This window comes from Legionella gratiana (assembly GCF_001467695.1).
Classification (GTDB): domain Bacteria; phylum Pseudomonadota; class Gammaproteobacteria; order Legionellales; family Legionellaceae; genus Legionella; species Legionella gratiana.
Genome location: NZ_LNYE01000009.1, coordinates 58186 through 78531 on the forward strand (window position 1 = coordinate 58186; position 20346 = coordinate 78531).

Below are 20346 nucleotides of genomic sequence, written 5' to 3' on the forward strand. Positions count from 1 at the left end.
ATTCCTTTAACAAATTCTAGGCAATTGTTCCCCTGCCAGCCAATCAATAATTCTCATTCCACCTAATTTTGTTTTTAGTTGGACAAAATGTCGCTCATCTTCAATGACTTGACCAATATCTTCTGCATATAATCCTAGAGGATGTGAACGCATTACTGCTAATAGTTTGTTGGCATTATTGGGGGGGCAAATAGCAATTAATTTTCCTTCATTAGCAACATATAAAGGATCCAATCCTAGTAATTCACAAGCACTGGCGACTTCAGTACGAATGGGAATTTTATTTTCATCAATCATAAAGCCAACATTTGATTGTAATGCTAATTCATTTAATGTTGTTGCAAGACCGCCACGCGTAGGATCACGTAAACAATGGATATCAGGTACAGCATCAGTCATGCAGCGCACCAAATCATGTAACGAAGCAGTATCAGATTGTATTTTTGTTTGAAATTGCAAATTATTACGATGTGCCATAATCGCAATGCCATGATCACCAATATACCCACTGACAATGACACGATCTCCCGGGTTTGCTCGATCACCTGAAATATGAATTCCTTCGGGCAGTACCCCAATCCCAGTGGTAGTAATAAAAATGCCATCTCCTTTACCGCGCTCAACGACTTTAGTATCGCCAGTAATAATTGCGACATTAGCGTGTCTTGCTGCATGAGCCATGGATTCTACAATTTTTTGTAAATCAGCAAGTGGAAATCCCTCTTCTATAATAAAACTGGCTGATAAATACAATGGTTTGGCCCCAGACATTGCGACATCATTAATTGTTCCATGAACCGACAAAGAACCGATATCACCCCCGGGGAAAAATAAAGGTGAAATAACATAAGAATCTGTGGTCATAACCATTTGGCCAGGTGATACTGTAAAACAAGCGTGATCATTTTTTTGAGCCAGCCATTGATTATCAAAAGAAGCTAAAAATAATTGCTCGATTAATTGAGCCATAACTCGGCCACCGCTACCATGAGATAGATTAATGATTCCTTCTTTAAAATTAAGTCTGAGAGTTTTAATTTTTTTAGTTATTGTGGCCTCAGTCATCATGCATTTATCCGCCCATAAGCATATACTGCAGCACATGCACCTTCAGAAGAAACCATGCAAGAACCTAATGGATTTTCTGGCACACATGCTTTAGCAAATAATTTACATTCCATTGGTTTTTTTACCCCTCGAAGTACTTCACCACAAAGACATTGTTTGTGTTCTTGTGAGACAGAATCGGGTAATTGAAAACGTTGTTCAGCATCAAATTCAGCATATTCTGCTCTAATTTTTAAAGCACTTTTTGGAATAAATCCAAGGCCGCGCCATTCAAATTGATCACGTAATTCCAAAACCTCGGTCATAATTTCTTGAGACGTCGCATTGCCTATATGATTTACTGCACGCGTATATTGAATTTCTACTTCGCAACGTTTTTCATTGAGTTGTTTTATTAACATTAAAATTGAGTGTAACAAATCCAAAGGTTCAAAGCCTGAAATCACAATGGGTTTATGATATTTTTTACACACTGCCTCATAGGGTCTACTTCCAATAACTATGCTCACATGTGCTGGACCAACAAATCCATCTAATTTGACCTCGTCGGATTGCAGTAAGCTGTTCATAGCGACAGGCGTCAAGACATGATTGCAAAAAACACTAAAATTAGAGAGTTTCAATTTTTTTGCCTGTTTTATTACTAATGCTGTTGGCGGTGTTGTTGTTTCAAAGCCAATGGCAAAAAATATCACTTCTTTTTGGGGATTTTCCTGGGCTATTTTTAAAGCATCATTTGCTGAGTAAATCATTCGAATATCAGCCCCTAATGCTTTAGCGTGTAATAGATTTTTTTGCCCAGTACCAGGAACACGCATCATGTCTGCATAAGTGCTAAGGATAACATTGGGTAAGGTGCTTAATGCAATCGCTTTATCAGTGATGGTCATTGGTAGTACACAAACAGGACAGCCTGGGCCGTGGATCATTTCAATATTATTTGGAAGTAAGCTTGGAATTCCATAACGATGTATGGCATGGGTATGTCCCCCACAAAACTCCATAAATTGATAGGATTGATTGGGATTTACCTGAGCTGCAATTTCTTTAGAAAGTACTTTAGCAAAATCGCCATTTCTAAACTCTTCGATGTATTTCATATAGAGGCATCCTGGGCCATTTGTGCAAATAGGTTTAAGGTTTTTAAAGCTTCTTGCTCATCCAATCGTGTTAAGGCATACCCCACGTGAATAATAACGTAATCACCTTCAGTTACTTTGTCTAATAAGGCAATTGAAATTTCTTTAATGATACCCCCTAAATTAATTAAGGCTCTTTCTTCATCAAGAATTTGTGTAATTTGTGCAGGTATTGCTAAACACATAGAGTTATCCTTTTATTCCTCCAATCCAAGCCTGTCCCAAAGAAATACCACCGTCATTGGGAGGTAATTTTTGTGGTAGTAAAGGAGTGATCCCGGATGCGCTGAGTGTTTTGCTCAATCCTTCAGCTATTATTTGATTCAAAAAGCATCCGCCACTTAATACTACAATATCAATCTTTTTTTCTCGACTTATTTTTTTAATCCATTCTGTAAGACCTGCTATAAGTGTTCCATGAAAGAGATTGGCACCTATTATGGGATTTTCTAAGTCCAATAGTTGCTCCAATGTGGGTATCATATCAAAATGATGATCTTTTATTTGCCAGCCATTGGGTATGATTTGTAACTGAGTAACCAGACTTTCCAATTGCATTGCAGCGTGTCCTTCATATTGTGAAATCAGCTGAACTCCTAATAGGGCACTTGCTGCATCAAATAAACGGCCGCAACTGCTGGTACTAGGACTGTTTATTTTTTTATCTAAAAGATGATGGATCAAATTTGCTTGAGAACAGTTTGGAAATCGTTTGACAATTTCACCGCTTCGGCCTAACACATGTAAAACACTGGCCCCCATTCGCCAAGGTTCGCGTGCTGCTCTATCACCACCAGGTTGTAACAGTGGGTAAAAAGATCCGATCCGTTCAAATGAATCGTGATTTAGCAACAAAAGTTCACCTCCCCAAGCTTCTCCATTTAAACCGTATCCATACCCATCTAAAGCTAACCCAAGAACTTGTTTTTGGATGCCATGTTCCGCAATAACTGAAGCCAAATGGGCATGATGATGCTGGATTGCAAATGCAGGTACGCCATATGATTTCGCAAATTGAGTAGTGTAAAAATCGGGATGTAGATCATGGGCAATTCGTTCGGGCTTTACATTCAGAAAACGCAATAAATGATTTAATGATTCATGGAAGAAATCAATGGTTGCCTTGTTATTTAAACTGCCTAGATGTTGTGAAACAAAAGCCTCATCACCACGAGTAATACAAAAGGTATTTTTAAGAAGCCCCCCAACTGCCAAGGTAGGAGGGATAGCACGCGGAAGTTGAATAGGAATAGGCAAAAAACCACGAGCACGTCGAATAAATATAGGAGTATCATGAATAAGACGCATCACCGAATCATCAATGCGCGTGACAATTTGTCGATTGTACGTGACAATTTTATCTGCAATAGTTCTAAGCTCATGTGCAGCACTCACATCCTCCCTAATGAGTGGGTCACCACCCAAATTGGCACTAGTAACTACTAAAATCATAGGTTGATATTCATCGAGCCAATCACAATTATTTTTGTTGGCTGCAAACGCATTAAAAAGTAAATAATGTAAAGGGGTATAGGGAAGCATTATTCCAAAATGATTTAGATTTGGAGCAACTCCAGCAAGTTCAATCTTTTTTTTGAGTAAGACTATAGGACGTTCAGCACTTTCCAATAACGCTCGGCAGCGTTTACTTAGTTCAGCAATTTCGGCAACACTTTTGCTATTAGCCATCATTAGCGCAAATGGTTTTTTATCACGTTTTTTTCTTTCTCGAAGTTTGAATACAGCTGTCTCATTGCTGGCATCACAAAGAAGTTGATACCCACCTAGACCTTTTAAAGCAATTATTTCTCCTTGTAATAAGGATTGTGCGATTTCTTCTATGGATAATGAGAGTTGGGGACCGCAACGAGCGCAAGCAGTAGGTTGGGCATGATAACGTCTATTGTCAGGATTTAGATAGTCTGCCTTACACTGTTGGCACAAAGGAAAAGCATCCATGGACGTATTGCAGCGATCATAGGGAAGATTTTGTGTGATAGTGAATCTGGGACCGCACTGAGTGCAATTTAAAAAAGGATAACGAAAATAGTGGCTAAGAGGATCAAAAAGCTCTTTTAAACACTCAGAACAAATGCAGGTATCAGGAGAGATAATCGTATTCGACTCACCTTGGTCACTTTCAATAATATTAAAGGTATCTTCATTTGTTTTAATGGAGACAGTTTGAAGTTGAAGGTGATTTATTTTAGCCAGTGGAGGTAAATTAGCTTTTAAATAAGGGACGAATTGGTATGCTAAGGTTCCTTGAACCTCCAGTAAAACACCTGCAACGTTATTTTTTATCCAACCGGTTAACTGGAGTAGCTTTGCTATCCGATAAACATACGGCCTAAAACCAACCCCCTGAACTCGACCTTGAATACTAATCTGCAAGCGCTCGATTTCCATGAGTGCTCACTGACATCAATTTTTGCTTTAACCAGCTGTACCAATCATCCAACCCATGACTTTTAGTAGTTGAAAGAGTTATTATGTTCACATTGTGTTTAATTCGACGCGCGTATTCGATACATTGATCCAGTTTGAAATCTACGTAAGGGAGCAGATCGGTTTTAGTGATTAGTATTAAATCAGCACAACGAAACATCTCTGGATATTTAAGTGGTTTATTATCACCTTCGGTCACTGAAAGTATGACCACTTTAAACTGTTCACCTAAATCAAATAAAGCAGGGCAAACAAGATTACCTACATTTTCAATAAATAATAGTGATTTTTCTTTTATAGAAAGATCTTCTAATGCATGGCTTACCATGTGCGCGTCTAAGTGACAGACTCTTCCAGTATTTATCTGGATGGCATCGCCGCCACTGGATTGAATTAATTCTGCATCATGGTTTGTTTGTTGGTCACCAACAATAACGGCAATATCTAATTCGCTTTTTAAATCATGAATTGTTTTTGCCAAAAGAGTAGTTTTTCCTGAGCCAGGACTAGACATTATATTGATTGCCAAAACATTTTTATTGGTTAAATAATTTTTATTATCAAGGGCAAATTGTTGATTTTGGGCTAAAATATTTTTCTCAATATGAATTAAATGTTTGTCATGCTCATGTTCATGATGATCAAACTCCGTATTTTCTTCAGAACAACCACATATTCCACACATTATTCCACCACCATTGATTGAACACGTAATTCTTCACCTTGAAGAATCTTTAATGAATGACTACCGCATGCTAAGCATCCTTCATAATACTGTCGCAAAGGAACTACTTTTTTGCAAGACTCACAGAATGCTTCTGCTGAGATATCAATGATTTCAAGCACTGCATTCTCTGCTATGGTTCCTTTACTCGCTATGTTAAAGCTAAAAATTAAAGTATCTTTTTCAACTGCAGCAAGCTGCCCAATCTCTAAAATTACTTTTTTTACAAGAGTACACTCTTTTTTTATGGCATTTTTCTTAATAATCTCGAGAATGCTTTGACACAACCATAATTCGTGCATATTAAGGCTCTATGAATATACTTTGAGACAGTTCATTATGCCCACGATGAGACTAAAAGATGCAATGATTAGTCCAGACATACGTGACAATAATAAAGACATTCTATCAGCGCGTTGGATTAATGTTGAGACAAATAAACCATTAAGCCCATCTGACGTCATCATTCCCAACATAAATACTATACCTAATAGTCCTGAAAATAAAAATCCTGCCATTGCTTTTGCTGAAAGTGAAAATAAAACCACCTGACTTACGGTATCAAAAGAAAAAGCAAAGAGTATCCCAATAGATACAATATAGAAGGGATTAATATTTTTCTTGATTAATTTTCTTGATAGATAATTTTTTAAACTGGTAGGTATCGGTGCTGTTGATGGGGATTGAAAAACATTCCAAAGTGTTAATGAGCCAAATACAAAGAGAAATGTAATGGAAATGCAGTCTCCTAATCCATTTAACCATTCTGGAATATATGATGGTGTAAATCCATGACCGACGATGAGACTGATTAAAATGACTACCATGCCGTGCCCCAACGAGAATAAAAAACCTACAACTTTTGAAAGATTTCGATGTGGGCCAACGATTCGTGTCATAGAATCTATAGTTGCCAAATGATCCAGATCAAAACCATGGCGAACTCCTAAAAAGTACGCCATTATAACTGAAACCCAGAGTGTTTTTTGCATTATTCTTCTTCTTTTTCAACACGTGCATGTCACATGGTTACAATTTAAAGATTTTTATGGGTAGTTTATTCTGCATCATGAGTTAAATCTATTTTAATTTTTGTGCCCCAGGTCAATCTTAATGAATTAAGAATTGCAAGAATATCAATGAGTTCTTGCAAAAGTGCACCAGTAACAGGATTAATGAATCCTAGTGCAGCAAATATCATCCCGATAAGACTCAGAATCATTCCTCCAAGAGCACTTTGTAATGCGATTTTGCGTGTATATAAGCTGAGGTGTATTAATTCATCTACTTTGCGTAATGTATTTTCCATAATTACGGCTCCAGCTGCTTCAGTTGTAACACTACTGGCTTGACCAAAAGCAATCCCAACTGTAGCTGCTGTTAATGCGGGGGCATCGTTAATACCATCACCCATAAAAACCGTTGGTGCTTTTAATCGTTCCTGTCGAACAAGAGCAAGTTTTTGCTCAGGACTTTGGGATGCATGCAGTTCGGTCACATTTAATAAGCTACCTAAATAGTTTACTTCAGATTCGCGATCTCCAGACACGAGCATAATTTTTTTAAATTGATGAGAGGGTGCCAAATGGCTGATAAATGACTTGCTATCAGTGCGAGGAGCATCATGAAAATGTAATGAAGCAGCATATTCATTATCCACTAAAACAATACATTCCAAACCCGGTGACGTGGGAGGAAGTAAACTGGCATATTGAGGTAGGTTTTCTAAAAGCTTTTTTCGCCCAGTAATTTGAATAAGGTGTTGATTAATAGTACCTTGTAATCCTTTTCCTGGTTCTTCCGAAATATTTATTGAGTTAAGTAAAGTTGTATTATTTTTTTTCGCCGCATTTAATACTGCATTTGCTAATGGATGCTTGGAATATCGTTCTATGCTCGCAACATATTGGAGGATCATTTCTGGTGCATAATTTGCAACCGTTATAATTTCAGTTAAAGTCGGTTTCCCATAAGTAAGAGTGCCCGTTTTATCAAAAATTGCTGTTTTACATGTGATTAACCGTTCCAAAACCGTTGGATCTTTAATGATAATTGCCTGTTTTGCCGCTCTTGAAATGGCACTAATCAAAGTAATTGGAATCGCTATTAATAATGGGCAAGGTGTTGCAATGACCAGGACTGAAAGAAAACGTAATGAGCTGCCAGTAAAATACCAAGTAACAAGTGCAAAAGTGAGTGCAACTGGCGCGAAAATTGCTCCAATTTGATCTCCTAAGCGTCTGATTGAAGGTCTTTTTTGTTCTGCCTCCTCGAGTACTTTAACTATAGCGGCAAATCGTGAATCTGAAGGCAAGGCTGTTGTTTTTATTGTCAACAATGACTCCCCATTAATAGCCCCCGATAAGACATTGGTTCCTGGCGCTTTTGATATTTGATAGGGTTCACCTGTTAAATAGGACTCGTCCATTGCTCCATGTCCTTCTGTAACGATACCATCTACCGGACAAGTTTCATGAGGATAAACCAGTAGTTCATCATGAATATGAATTTCTTGTAATGGAATGTCTTCAACTCCTTTTGCTGTTTTTCGATGAGTAATTGATGGCATACGTTCTATTAGATTAAGTAACACTGAAGATGCTTTACGCATCGCAAAAACTTCTAAAGTTTGACCACTAGCAAGCATAAGGATAATTAGAGAAGCGGCAAGATATTCATCTAAAATAACACCGGTTATTAAAGCAATTGCTGCTAGTAGATCCGCTCCTAAATTGCCCTGTAATAATTTAAATAAAATTTGTAAAAATAAGGGTATTCCTCCGATAATGATGAGAAAAAACAGTGGAAACAAGGATAATAAAGGATCAAAAAAACGCATAAATAGATGTACACTAATAGCAATTAATGAAAAAAATGCAATATACGATTGCCAGTGATATTTATATTGGATTGAAGTCATTGTATTCCATTGAATTCATTAAATTTTTTAGTATAAGTATAAGTGGTAGTATTTTGCTATTAGGTTGATCAAGAGTACAGACTGAAAAAGCCTTTTTATTTTTAATTTTTGAATTAATTCGAATATAAGATTCGCTATCAGGGAATGTATGGATTTCTGCTTTACCAATTTCAATAGATAGTTTGTTGCTTAAGGCTTGAGTAAGTTCCTTGTTTCCTGGTAATGAAAAAAGAATGGGATTGCCCATATTTAATGCTCCATATTTTTTTCAGGTGCGATTTTAATAACATTGGGCATAGATAAAGCATAGGTACAGGCATAGTCCAATATCCCTTTAGATTCAGCATGGATTCGATACAACAATTGCCCTTTTTCCACATGCGTATTTAATTTTGCAAAAAATTCTATTCCCGCTGCAGGCTCATAAGGAGCTCCTGCCAATTTCGCTATTTTAGCTAGATTCCTATTATCGATTTCAGTAACAAGTCCATTTTGGAGCGCAACAACGTCATGTGTAAATGATGAAGTAGGGGGAACTTTAAAACCTCCCTGAGCGTCACAAATGGCTAAGAATTTTTTTAATGCAGTACCATTTTCTAATAGTTTTATTGCTAACTCTGTGGCTTGCTGAAGGGGTATTTTTTTTCCTAATTCAAGCAAGATCGCAGCAAGTGTAATTGCTTTATTTTTTAAATCGATAGGTGCATCCTTTTCATTATGCAGGACAGCCAAGATATCTTTTGCTTCTAAAGCTGGGCCAATCCCATTTCCAAGAGGCTGATTTCCATTTGTTTTTAAAGTAATAACATTCAGTTTAAGAGCATTGCCTACTAAAGAAAAATAATTTTGATATTTTAAAAATTCAAGCTCAGAGCGAATTTTTGCTGTCGGCCCCACTGGAACGTCTATAAGCACATGCGTAGCACCAACCGCAATTTTCTTAGAAAGTACAGATGCTATCATTTGTCCCATAGGATCAATATCCAATACTCTTTCTACTCGAATAAGGATGTCATCTGCTGGGCTTAAACCTAATGCACCACCCCAAACCATGCAGCCTCCTTCACGTGCTACTACCTTTTGAATTTTTGAAAGAGACAGATTTACTGTTGTCATAGTTTCAATCGTATCGATAGTACCTGCAGGAGAGGTAATTGATCGTGATGAGGTTTTGGGAATAATAAGCCCAGCTGCAGCCACAATAGCCACAACTATGGGTGTTGTTCTATTACCAGGAATACCACCAACGCTATGCTTATCTAGAATAATAGGATGGTTCCAATGCAATCGCTTGCCTGTTTTAACCATGGCGTGTGTGAGGTAAATAATTTCTTTAATGCTGAGATTGTCATGACCACAAGCAGTAATAAAACTTGATAAATGAATATTGGAGTATTTACCAGCTACAATATCACTGATAATTTCATAAAATTGAGAGGCTGTTAGTGCATTTCCATATATTTTAGAACGGACATAGTTTATAGAATTTACAGGAAGTAGGTGAGATATATGGATCAGGCTGCCTTCTTTTGCACCAATTTGTTCCCAAGCACTTTCGGAAAGACTGGCTTCATGCTTTTGCAAAATATCAGAATGAATAATATTCAAGCTTGCAATTATCGATTTTTTATTTAACTGCACGATAACTCGTGCTTGTGTTTCGAATCCTTCCGAGATACAAATAAAACAATCTGAACGTATAAAAAGAATAAACTCCTGTCTCGTATCAATGCCTAATTTAACTAATTTTAATTTATTTGATCTTTTATGTGATTTATTATTCATCTTAATTTTTCTTGATCTAAATAATTAGGAATTAAGCAACTCCAATGAAATCGCTGTTCTATTTTCATTTTAAGCGATTCGGCTGACTCTTTTTCCCCATGAGTAATAAAAATTTTTCGGGGCGCATTTTTTAAATGTGCTAACCAAGACAATATTTCAGCATAATCTGCATGCGCAGAAACATTTTCCATCTGTATCACCTCAGCTTGAATTGGAATCATTTGCCCAAACATTTTTATTTCTTTTTCGCCACGAACCATTCTATCCCCACGAGTTCCGCCTGCTTGAAAACCACTGAAGAGGATGGTGTTTCTATAATTGGGAGCAAAATTTCGTATGTGATGTATCACTCGACCGCCGGTAGCCATACCACTAGCAGAGATTAAAATCATGGGCACTTTTTGTTGGCTTAGTGCAATAGACTCTTCTGTGGTGCGTACATATCGAGCAACACCACAAAGTTCAGCACATTGCTGGGGATTTAAGCGATTTTCATTTGCATGACGGGAAAAGATTTCTGTCGCATTCGTAGCCATTGGACTATCAACAATAACAGGAATATCTGCAATTACTTTTTTTGATTTTAATTGTTGAATGTAATACAACAAACATTGTGTGCGACCGACCGTAAAAGCAGGGATTAAAACGATACCACCTCGTTTTACTGTACGGTTAATTATTTCTCCAAGTTGTTCCTCAGGATTCGTTTGCTCATGCAACCGATTACCATAGGTTGACTCGACAACTAAATAATTTGACTCTAATGGTGCTTGGGGTGGATTCATAATTGGATCCTGGGTTCGGCCGAGATCCCCTGAAAAAAGTACAGATACATTATGATGACAAATTTGTATAAAAGATGCTCCAAGAATATGACCTGCATAATGAAAGCTTGCATAAAAATCATCATGCATTTTAAATTGCTTATTGAAGTCTGTAGGATGAAAGTAGTTGAGGGATAATTCAGCATCTTCGCGAGTGTAAAGAGGAAGAGCGGGATGATGTTTCGAATAGCTTCTTTTATTTGCATAAAAAGCTTCCTCTTCCTGAAGGTAGCCACTATCAGGTAATAGTATTTTACATAAATCATATGTAGCTTCAGTACAAATTATTTTTCCACGAAATCCATTTTTTACCAGCAGTGGAATATATCCACTATGATCAATATGAGCATGTGTGAGCAAGACAGAATTGATATTTTGAGGCTTAACAGGTAGTGATGCCCAATTGCGTAAACGAAGTTCTTTATAACCTTGAAAAAGACCACAGTCGACAAGGACGTTCATATGTTCCGTTTGTATTAAATATTTTGAACCAGTGACTGTTTGAGTAGCACCTAAAAACTGAATTTCCATGAATCACCCTTTAGTGTATGGATATTATCTATTATAGGTTGGTTTAGGAGAAATCTGAGAAATTAACGATTTCGAAATTGCAATTAGAATTTTCACTTTTTTGTTTACTCTTATTCAAATAAGTTTGGAACTCTTCAGAAGTGCAGGGTGCAGTTATAAAAGGAAAATGAAAGTTGCGGCTATTTTTCATTGTAGAAATAAATGCAGTTTCATCTTGGGCAGAAGGTTCGCGTAGTAAAATCATTTTTAACTCAGTAGGTATTTTGTTTGGTTGAATATGGTATCACGCTGTCTTGTTTCTCATTAATGCCGTGGAAGTGCAATGGTGAATCTAGCGCCTTTTAATATCGGTGATTGCGTAGCTGTTACTTTTCCTGCATGGAGATTAACAACTTTTTTAGCAATAGCTAATCCTAATCCAATATGTTTGTTTTCAATTCCTGTGTCTTCGGCAATCGTATATTCAGAAAAAATGTCAACATCATTTGGCAAGCCTGGACCATCATCATCTACGTGAATTAAAATATGACGATTATCCAGCGAAATGGTTAAAGAAATATGGCGCACTGCAAATTTCATGGCATTTGTAATCAAATTGGTAACCGCATGTTTTAAAATATTTTCATCTATGTATGCGCTCAAAGAATCTAACTCATGAGTATGAAATGTAATTTCAAATATTGATGAAGAATACGGCTCTAATAACTTTTTTAACCATAATATTATATCTGTCTTGGACAAGTTTAATTTTAATTCACTTGAATGCATTTTTGAGTAAATCAAAAAAGTGCTAACGATGCGATTCATGCCTGCAATATCTTCTTGTATGCTGTTCACCTGCTTATTGAGTAATACATCGTCTACGTTTTTCCTTTTGATACTGTCCGTCGCCATTTGTATGGTTGACAAAGGGGTTCTAATTTCATGTGCGACAAATCGGCACATTTGTTTATGTGATTCAATCAGTTCTTTTAAGCGCTTACCCATGTGGATGATATTTATATAAAGCCCATACAAAACAGAGGTGGTGCCTATTTTTCGATGAAAATCGAAGTTTCCTTGACTAAAATTTTTTGTTATCTGATATACTTTCTTCATATTTCTAACAAAAAGCAGTGAAAAAAATGCAATAAGACAAAGAGACAAGGAAAAGAAAGCCACTATGAAATAATACATAACATCACTAATTCTTGCCATAACTGGTAGATAGCTTAGTGGGCCAATTTTGAGTATTCCACCACTAAAATTATAATAAAGAATAACAATTTGTGACGAGTTTTTATTTGTTTCAAATACTAGACGCTTTGTTGATAAAGAATTAGTTATATTACTTGGTAAGAGTTGACTCTCGGTTTTATAAACATGGAGAGGGAAACCATATATTTTTTCTAAATTTACTAGTTCATTACTCCATGTATTTTTCGATTTTGATAATAAATGTTGAACAATTTGTTTTAAAACAGGATTCATATAATTAAAAATAATTTGGCTAGGATCTGAAAAATTGTAAGCTAATGCGTATGGGGTATTACCAATTTTTTTATATGCAGTATGTTCTACAATTACCTCGTTTAGAAATTGATAGGTTGTGCCTGATAAAAAAATTATCTCACCATTATTTAATTGGTTATTCTGCGCCAGGGTAAGTTTTAGACTGTCAATTGCTATAAGATCAACACTGTCATCTCTCTTTTTCTTTATTAGTGTACCCCAGTTTGATTTTGGGTTTTTAATTAATTCATTTTCTAAACTAATTAAAAGTCCTTGTGACATAGTTTTTCCTGCATTAATAACTATTTCTTTCTCAACTGACTTTAAATAGTTACAAAATGCTAAAACAAAAAATAAAAAAATCACAAAGAACGCAGTCAATATTTTAATATATATATTAAATTTCATTACCATACACTCTAAATAACGTGAGTTTGACGTAAAAGGCATTTCTATGCCTTAGATATTCTTTAGTAAGAAAAGCTTATTTTATGAGGTTCTTTATCAAGGGAAATCATAAATTTTTTCTAACACTTAATGGCTTTTTACCAATACCCATCAATCCCTCAGTCCAAAAAATTGGTTTTTCTTAACGTTCTCTTAATGATTAATATTTAAACTTAAAGTAATATTATTTTTCATAACGGTTTATGTCATGGTAACAATTTCTTTTGGTCAAGCACTATTGCTTTTAATGAATAAGTACAAAGATAACACATCCCTCTGCAATGCTTTGAAGCAATTCTATATTCAAGGTATCCTTTCTTCAACAGAACTCAATTACATGAAACAATTATTTAGCGAAAGTGGCTTAACAAAAGAATATGAAATTTCTTACAGTGAAAAAGAGATCGATGAGGATCCTTCCAGGCGCTATTTTGAGACCCATTTGGCATTTGAAACTTTATTAAATTCCTTGGATAAAATGAATGGAGAAGATCTTTTAAAATATTATCAAGCACTCTATAACGCTTTACCTGAAGAAACTAAAAATAAATATAATAGTTATATGGAAGGTAAAGTTTCTCCAAAGGAGGATAATTTTGCTACGGAATATATGGATGCATTCCAAAAAGTGCAAAGCCATAAAAATTATCAAAAACTAACACCGGGGCAACAAGAAAAAGTAATATTAATATTAAAAGCATCTTGGTTAGGCGTGTTACATGCTAAAAATCCCCAGATACCTCTGAATCTTTATGGTACAGGATTTTTCTCGGAAGCAAATAGAGGTAGGATAATTAAGGAAAAACCTAGCTTACCTACTGAAAAATCACCTTATTATTCCAATCATTTTGGGCTGATGAAAACCTACATGCCAGTGCCTCGCAATGATATCGCTTATGCAGAGAATGGTTTCACGTTCCTAAAACCCTCCGATCAAAATACGTTTAATCCAGAATCAGCGTGGGCTAAGCAGAATTTTTCAAAATTAGTTCATCCATTTTCCTGTTCCATATCTGGTACGACATTATGTCAATTACGTATCATGAAAAAATTACAGAACGAAGGACAACTGCCATTTAATTTCCAAGAAAAATTTACTACTTTTTTAAAATGTTTTATGTCTAGTTTATTATTTAACAGCGGTGGTCATTGTTTCAATGAATTCTTAAGTGTTTTGGAAATACCTCAAATCAAAAAGGAATATAGCTTTATTGATGGGTTTGAACAAATCAATGCGACAACTTTATTATTGCATGGAAATGAAGATGCTTTTGAGAAAGCCCTAAAGGATACACTAGATTATACCCAAGTATTATTGGCAAAAAAGGAGATGCACAATGAACTGAAGACTCAATATGGATTTTAATATGAGCTCAACGACTGTTGCCATGGATGGGAGACAGCCTGGTTTTTCTAATTTTCGCTATAGGGTGGTTTTTTCTGTAAAATTTTTGGGAACGCCCATCCATTGCGATTTCTTGTTGTGACTCAATAAATAAAAATACTCAGCATCTTCTACCTTTTTATTGAGGCGTTTCCTTCTTATTGAAGAACAAGAGCATTTAAATTATTGCACATGGTAAACAACCCCTGTTTGCGCACCTTCTACACTTTTACTATAGGCCAAGGCAACTCGTTTTACAGGCACAGCCTCAAAACCACGGAAAAAGGGTGCGTAGTTTTCCATTGATTCACTGATTACCGTTGGACTTACGGCATTAATACGAAGATGGTGGGGCATTTCAATAGCTGCACTTTTTACAAAAGAATCAATAGCTCCATTGACCATAGAAGCAGATGATCCCAGTAAGATTGGATCATGGCTTAAAATGCCACTTGTTAATGTAAAGGAGCCTCCTTTATTGATGTATTTAAGACCCGCTAGAACTAATCTTACTTGTCCCATCAACTTACTATTCAAACCTATGTTATACTGTTCCTCGGTAAATTTAATTAAAGAGCCATAGAATACTTCACCAGTTACAGCGACTACAGCATCGAATGAGCCAATTGTTTGATAGAGTAATTCAATTGAGTTGATATCTCTAATATCAACTTGAAAATCCCCATTTGTATGTCCAACTTTAATGATCGTATGACGCTCTGATAATTCTTGAGTTACAGCTTTACCTATTGTTCCCGTTGCTCCTACGACAATAATTTTCATTATTATTTCCTTTTGTTGCAGACCAATATGTAACTTTCTCAATAATCGGGTCAAATATAATCCTAAATTCGGCAGTTGAATCTACTACGAGTGCCCACTGCACTGATTTTTCTGTCTATTTTTCTGATTTTTCATCTCACCGTATGGGTGATACGCCTTCGATAAAAAATCAGCATATTAGACCCTTTCGCTACGATTCAACTGCCGAATTTAGGATAATTCTCCTATTTCTGCGGCTTGTTCCTGAGAGGCACACAAAATTTAAACTAAAAAAAGCTTTTGATCTATTCTATAGTAGATTCCCTCTAATTCATACGCTATTCTCAATTAGGGAAGACAACATTTTCAATCAAAGGAGTGATATATAATGACCTTTTCTATGTTAAAAGGGACAGCTGTTGTTCTTACAATGTTTTTTTCTTTCACTGTTCATGCAGATCCTCAACAACAAAGCGGAGATTTCCAAACTTTATGTACCGATGCTTGGATGAAAAAGGCTGATGAAGCAAAAGATAAATTAGATTATAAAAATTTTGGTGAAAAGTATTGTGGTTGTGCGGCAAAACAATCCTTAGATAATGATGATGCAGTAAAAAAGGCAATTCAACTATGCATGTCAAGAACGCTTTTGCATGATGCAATGGATTCTTTAGAAGAAGAGATTACTTTAAGTAAAGCCAAAGAAAGTGATATTAATGATTATTGTCTTGATAGATGGAGTGTTGTTTTGCCGAAACAAACAGATGATGACAAAAAATTAATCAATTCTTATTGCCAATGCGCTCAGCCAAAATTAATGGAGCTGATTAAAAAATCAGATAACATGACTGATAAAGAATATGAAGCAGGCATCGATAAAGTTGCTGATGATTGTGCCGATAATACGCTAGCTACAAAGCCTACTCCAGCCCAGTAATCCAGACAACATTTACTCAGGTATGTTATCGGAGAGAGTACTTGAGGGGTAGCGAAAGCACTACATAGTGCTTTCTCTGAAAATCTTATCAAGTTAAGGAGTATCTTTTTAATATTGGGTCGTATTTTGTGCTCGTTTTTATGCTAGTTTTTCGTGAACTTTTTTCATATTAATCGATTTTTGCCATTTTGAAATAATCAATGCCGCAATGGCATTACCGATCATATTGGTTAACGATCTCCCTCCGGACATGAAGCGATCCACCCCAAGTATTATAACCACTCCAGCAACAGGTATTGTCCCTATAGTAGCTAAAGAGCTGGCTAATATAATAAAACCACTGCCTGTAACACCAGCAGCTCCTTTTGAACTGATAATCATAATCATTAATAAAAAGATTTGTTGATTAAGGGGTAAATCTGAGTTGGTTGCTTGTGCAATAAATAAAGCTGCAAGAGTAAGATAAATTGCTGTTCCATCTAAATTAAACGAGTAACCGGTGGGTATAACCAGATCCACCACTGATTTATCACAACCTAATTCAATTAGTTTTTCCAGCAAATTGGGCAATACTGTTTCAGAAGAAGATGTTGCAAAAACGATAAAAATTTCAGTTTTAAAATACCGGATCACTTTAAAGACATTTAAGCCTAAAAGAAAATAGAGTACGCTGCCTAGTATGACTAAGATAAATGCAATACATGTTAAATAAAAACAAAGCAATAATTCAGTCAGTCCAAGTAACGAATGGACTCCATATTTACCTACGGTATAGGCCATAGCGGCAAAAGCGGCCATTGGGGCATAATGCATCATGGCATGAATGATATTAAAAAATATATTGGTTAGATGCTCGAAACCCTCTAAGATAAATTTTCCTTTACTTCCATAAGACATCAAACCTAATGCAAATATGATTGCCACAAATAATACTTGCAGAATTTCTCCATGAACAAATGCACTAAAAAATGTTTCAGGAACAATATTGAGAACAAAATCCTGGACATTGCTCATCTGTTCCGTTTTACCAAGATAGGATCGTGCTTCTGATATATTTAAAGAAGACGGATCAATATTCATACCTGTTCCAGGTTGAACTATATTCGCAATAACTAACCCAAAAGCTAAGGCACAAGTGGTAGTTATCAAAAAATAAAGCAGCGAGATACCGCCAATTTTACCCACTGCTTTTATATCACTCATTGCAGCAATTCCTGAAACGAGTGTTAAAAAAATGATGGGGGTTATCATCATTTTTATTAACTTTATAAATAAATCTGCAAAGGGTTTAAATGAAATAGCTAGTGCTGGAGCAACAATACCTAAAATGATGCCAATAATAATTCCTGCAATAACCTGAGCATGTAATTTTTTTAAATATCTCATAAATAAGCCTAATAATTGAGTTCGACATAAAAGCATAGAGAAGCCTTTTATGTCGTTAATCGAATGGTATCTCACACAGCTTGTGCCCATATAAGTGTTTGTGAACAGTATTTATACATGATCCAGTCTCAAATAAAAACAGTATTAGAACTTTTTTTAATTCTAACGACTCTCTAAAAATCAGATGCAAATAAATTTTTACCTGTTATGATGTCAACCCGTTTTTCTTGAGGTTTTTAATAAATTATGACTGATATAATTTTTATTGGCGCAGGACCTATTGGTCTTCTAGGTGCGATACAATTAAAATTGCAATTTCCAGAAAAAGAAATTCTTATGTTTGAAAAATATGAAGTTCCTGTACGTAATCACGCTATGTATGTGGAACAAAGCTCCTTTTCTGGAATGGATAGGAGTAAGGGTTTTGGAGAGGTACTTGATAGTATTCCTTCCAAAGTATTAATCAGTGATTTGGAAAAAAAACTCAGGGAATATGCCGCGTCCATTGGAATTAAAATTCAATATCAGGAAGTAAAAGATTTTAACGAATTAAAAAAACAATATCCTGAAACTGATTATTTTGTAGGAAGTGGTGGATTAAGAGGGATTATCCATCCTCAAGTTTTTAATGGGGAAAATCAAATCAATGAGTCCCTGCGTTATGCAGTTGAAGTTAAATATAAAGCCTCTGGCACCACAAGGGCACTTAATAAAGTCACCGAACTTCCAGGTGTACTTGCTTATACCAACCATTTGGTTTCCGAATATGTGGGGCATTTAAAAGAGGGACAGACGCCAATTTCACTCAGAATTTTTATTGATGAACCTACCTATCAAGCGATGAAAGGTGCAACGTTTAAAGCCCCATACACTCTTTCGGAAGATAAAATTCCCTCTAATTTATATGAAACCATAACCACCTATTTAAAAGGCAGGAAGCATCTAGCTGGTGAACTAATCGAAAAAGACAGTTTAAAAATTTCTACGATTACCTTATCTCTTTATGCAAGCAAAGATTTTTGTAAGCAAGTAGATGGAAAAATAATTTTTCAAATTGGAGAAGAGGGTTTTGCCTGCCCATTTTACCGAAGCTTTAATGATAATGCATCATGCATCCCATTTTTTACTAAAGCGATGAAAGCGCTCTTCAAAAACAGCAATGTGGAATCGAATAAAATTGGTTCAAGCTCAATTTTTAGTAGTTCTACTGTTGAAGAAACGCCACTTGAATACTATCAACATAACGTACAAGGCTTAGTAAATAGTGAGATTCGAACCATCCATTATTTAAATTTCGGGATTGATATGCTTGAAACTTCAGTTGCTTCATCTCAATCTGTTCCTAAACTCACAGGAGCGAAATTAAATTTAAAAAGAGGGGGGAAGACTTTCTTGAATGAGGTAGAAAGAGAGCCTCAAAACGATGAATCAGAAAAGCGTTCTTCATCAACGTGTGTGCTTTTATAAATAAAATACATAGGAGTAAATAAAATGCCAGGAGAACTACAAGGAAAAGTAGCTTTAATTACGGGAGGTACTAAATCAATTGGTTTAGGGATAGCTAAAAAATTTTCTCAGAATGGGGCAACAGTCATCATTACTGGAAGAACTTCTCAAGCAGAGGGAGAGCAAATTGCAGGTAAAATTGGAGCCACGGCTATTTATTTATGTTTGAATGTAGCCTCCGAAACAGATTGGGAATGTGCGGCCACATTTATCAAAGAAAAGTTTGGTCAACTTGACATCCTGGTTAATAACGCAGGTATTGATTCACCTCCAAATACAAAATCTCCCCAAGATCCTGAGCATTGTTCTATAGAAGATTGGGAGGAGGTGCATCATGTTAATCTGCGTGGTGTATTTCTTGCTATAAAATTCATGCTGCCATTTTTAAAAGAAAGTTCTGCTGCCTCAATTATTAATATGGGGTCTCGTTCGGGTTTAATTGGTGTACCGGATTATGCCGCATACTCATCCAGTAAAGCAGCTGTTTTAAACTATACAAAAACGGTTGCGATTTATTGTAAAGAACAGGGATACCCCATTAGTTGTAATGCTATTGTGCCGGCGGCGATAGATACTGAAATATGGGATAAAGATTTTGGTCACGGGCTAATGCGTGAAGAACAGGTAGCACAATACAGTAAGAAAATTCCTTGGGGGCGAATGGGAACCGTAGAAGAAGTAGCAAAACTGGCTTTATTTCTTGCCGCCAATCCTGATTCATTTATGACTGGTGCTCCATTTATTATTGATGGGGGTATTACTGCCGGCTCAGGTTCATATAGTCATAAAAAAATGGACACTGTGTTGCCAACAGTTGATGAAAAAGACGTACCTAGATTTAATGAAAAAAATATCATCTCAGCTGAGGTTCTTCCCAAGCATTCTATTTTCAGATTTCCAGAACGACCCGCTAATACAGCGACTATAGAAAATCCATTGCAGGAGATGGGACAAAAGCTTTAATCTAAAAGACCGGCAGGATAAGTTACTGAAG

18 protein-coding genes are annotated in these 20346 nt (G+C 35.9%); 4 read left to right on the plus strand and 14 right to left on the minus strand.

Annotation, left to right across the window (positions count from 1 at the left end; translation table 11 throughout):
* Window positions 1-6: 6 nt before the first annotated feature.
* The 12 genes from hypE to Lgra_RS04200 form a co-directional block, all read right to left on the minus strand.
* Window positions 7-1065, minus strand: coding sequence for a hydrogenase expression/formation protein HypE (gene hypE / locus Lgra_RS04140; protein WP_058498062.1), 1059 nt, complete (start codon window positions 1063-1065; stop codon window positions 7-9).
* Window positions 1065-2168, minus strand: a complete 1104-nt coding sequence (gene hypD, locus Lgra_RS04145; protein ID WP_058498026.1) for a hydrogenase formation protein HypD — start codon at window positions 2166-2168, stop codon at window positions 1065-1067. Before hypD ends, hypE begins: the two co-directional genes overlap by 1 nt.
* Window positions 2165-2392 (minus strand): HypC/HybG/HupF family hydrogenase formation chaperone, encoded by a 228-nt coding sequence (locus Lgra_RS04150; RefSeq protein ID WP_058498027.1) that lies wholly within the window; start codon window positions 2390-2392, stop codon window positions 2165-2167. Before Lgra_RS04150 ends, hypD begins: the two co-directional genes overlap by 4 nt.
* A 4-nt stretch (window positions 2393-2396) precedes the next feature.
* Entirely contained in the window at window positions 2397-4616 is a 2220-nt protein-coding gene (gene hypF, locus Lgra_RS04155; RefSeq protein ID WP_115385452.1) for a carbamoyltransferase HypF, read from the minus strand.
* Entirely contained in the window at window positions 4591-5340 is a 750-nt protein-coding gene (gene hypB, locus Lgra_RS04160; RefSeq protein WP_058498028.1) for a hydrogenase nickel incorporation protein HypB, read from the minus strand. Before hypB ends, hypF begins: the two co-directional genes overlap by 26 nt.
* The gene (gene hypA / locus Lgra_RS04165) at window positions 5340-5681 is read right to left on the minus strand and encodes a hydrogenase maturation nickel metallochaperone HypA (protein WP_058498029.1); all 342 of its coding nucleotides are present in this window, start codon (window positions 5679-5681) and stop codon (window positions 5340-5342) included. The genes hypB and hypA overlap by 1 nt, the downstream gene beginning before the upstream one ends.
* 9 nt (window positions 5682-5690) lie before the next feature.
* A complete protein-coding gene (locus Lgra_RS04170; protein WP_058498030.1) occupies window positions 5691-6371 on the minus strand; it encodes a HoxN/HupN/NixA family nickel/cobalt transporter in 681 nt (226 codons plus the stop codon).
* A 65-nt stretch (window positions 6372-6436) separates the two neighbouring features.
* On the minus strand, window positions 6437-8299 hold the full coding sequence (locus Lgra_RS04175; protein ID WP_058498031.1) for a heavy metal translocating P-type ATPase: 1863 nt from the start codon (window positions 8297-8299) through the stop codon (window positions 6437-6439).
* Window positions 8280-8546: a ribose-phosphate pyrophosphokinase-like domain-containing protein gene (locus Lgra_RS04180; protein WP_058498032.1), complete on the minus strand. Its 267-nt coding sequence runs from the start codon at window positions 8544-8546 to the stop codon at window positions 8280-8282. The genes Lgra_RS04175 and Lgra_RS04180 overlap by 20 nt, the downstream gene beginning before the upstream one ends.
* Window positions 8547-8548: 2 nt before the next feature.
* Complete coding sequence (locus Lgra_RS04185; protein WP_058498033.1) at window positions 8549-10084, minus strand: thymidine phosphorylase family protein; 1536 nt, start codon at window positions 10082-10084, stop codon at window positions 8549-8551.
* Window positions 10081-11439, minus strand: a complete 1359-nt coding sequence (locus Lgra_RS04190) for an MBL fold metallo-hydrolase RNA specificity domain-containing protein (RefSeq protein ID WP_058498034.1) — start codon at window positions 11437-11439, stop codon at window positions 10081-10083. Before Lgra_RS04190 ends, Lgra_RS04185 begins: the two co-directional genes overlap by 4 nt.
* Window positions 11440-11742: 303 nt before the next feature.
* Window positions 11743-13380, minus strand: a complete 1638-nt coding sequence (locus tag Lgra_RS04200; protein ID WP_238584344.1) for a sensor histidine kinase — start codon at window positions 13378-13380, stop codon at window positions 11743-11745.
* 205 nt (window positions 13381-13585) lie between these two features.
* On the opposite strand from Lgra_RS04200, the gene Lgra_RS04205 reads away from it, so the two are divergent.
* Complete coding sequence (locus Lgra_RS04205) at window positions 13586-14743, plus strand: hypothetical protein (protein ID WP_058498036.1); 1158 nt, start codon at window positions 13586-13588, stop codon at window positions 14741-14743.
* A gap of 201 nt (window positions 14744-14944) precedes the next feature.
* Here the strand turns inward: Lgra_RS04205 and Lgra_RS04210 are convergent, their stop codons facing one another.
* The gene (locus Lgra_RS04210; RefSeq protein ID WP_058498037.1) at window positions 14945-15544 is read right to left on the minus strand and encodes a short chain dehydrogenase; all 600 of its coding nucleotides are present in this window, start codon (window positions 15542-15544) and stop codon (window positions 14945-14947) included.
* Window positions 15545-15911: 367 nt separating this feature from the next.
* Here Lgra_RS04210 and Lgra_RS04215 point away from each other — a divergent pair, with 367 nt between their 5' ends.
* Window positions 15912-16460 (plus strand): hypothetical protein, encoded by a 549-nt coding sequence (locus Lgra_RS04215; protein WP_058498038.1) that lies wholly within the window; start codon window positions 15912-15914, stop codon window positions 16458-16460.
* Window positions 16461-16598: 138 nt separating this feature from the next.
* Here Lgra_RS04215 and dctA read toward each other — a convergent pair whose 3' ends face one another.
* A complete protein-coding gene (gene dctA / locus Lgra_RS04220; RefSeq protein ID WP_058498065.1) occupies window positions 16599-17846 on the minus strand; it encodes a C4-dicarboxylate transporter DctA in 1248 nt (415 codons plus the stop codon).
* Window positions 17847-18092: 246 nt separating this feature from the next.
* On the opposite strand from dctA, the gene Lgra_RS18200 reads away from it, so the two are divergent.
* Window positions 18093-19313 carry a hypothetical protein gene (locus Lgra_RS18200; protein ID WP_238584345.1) on the plus strand — a complete coding sequence of 407 codons (1221 nt, stop codon included), beginning with the start codon at window positions 18093-18095 and terminating at the stop codon, window positions 19311-19313.
* A 24-nt stretch (window positions 19314-19337) separates the two neighbouring features.
* Complete coding sequence (locus Lgra_RS04235; RefSeq protein ID WP_058498039.1) at window positions 19338-20315, plus strand: SDR family NAD(P)-dependent oxidoreductase; 978 nt, start codon at window positions 19338-19340, stop codon at window positions 20313-20315.
* Window positions 20316-20346 lie beyond the last annotated feature (31 nt).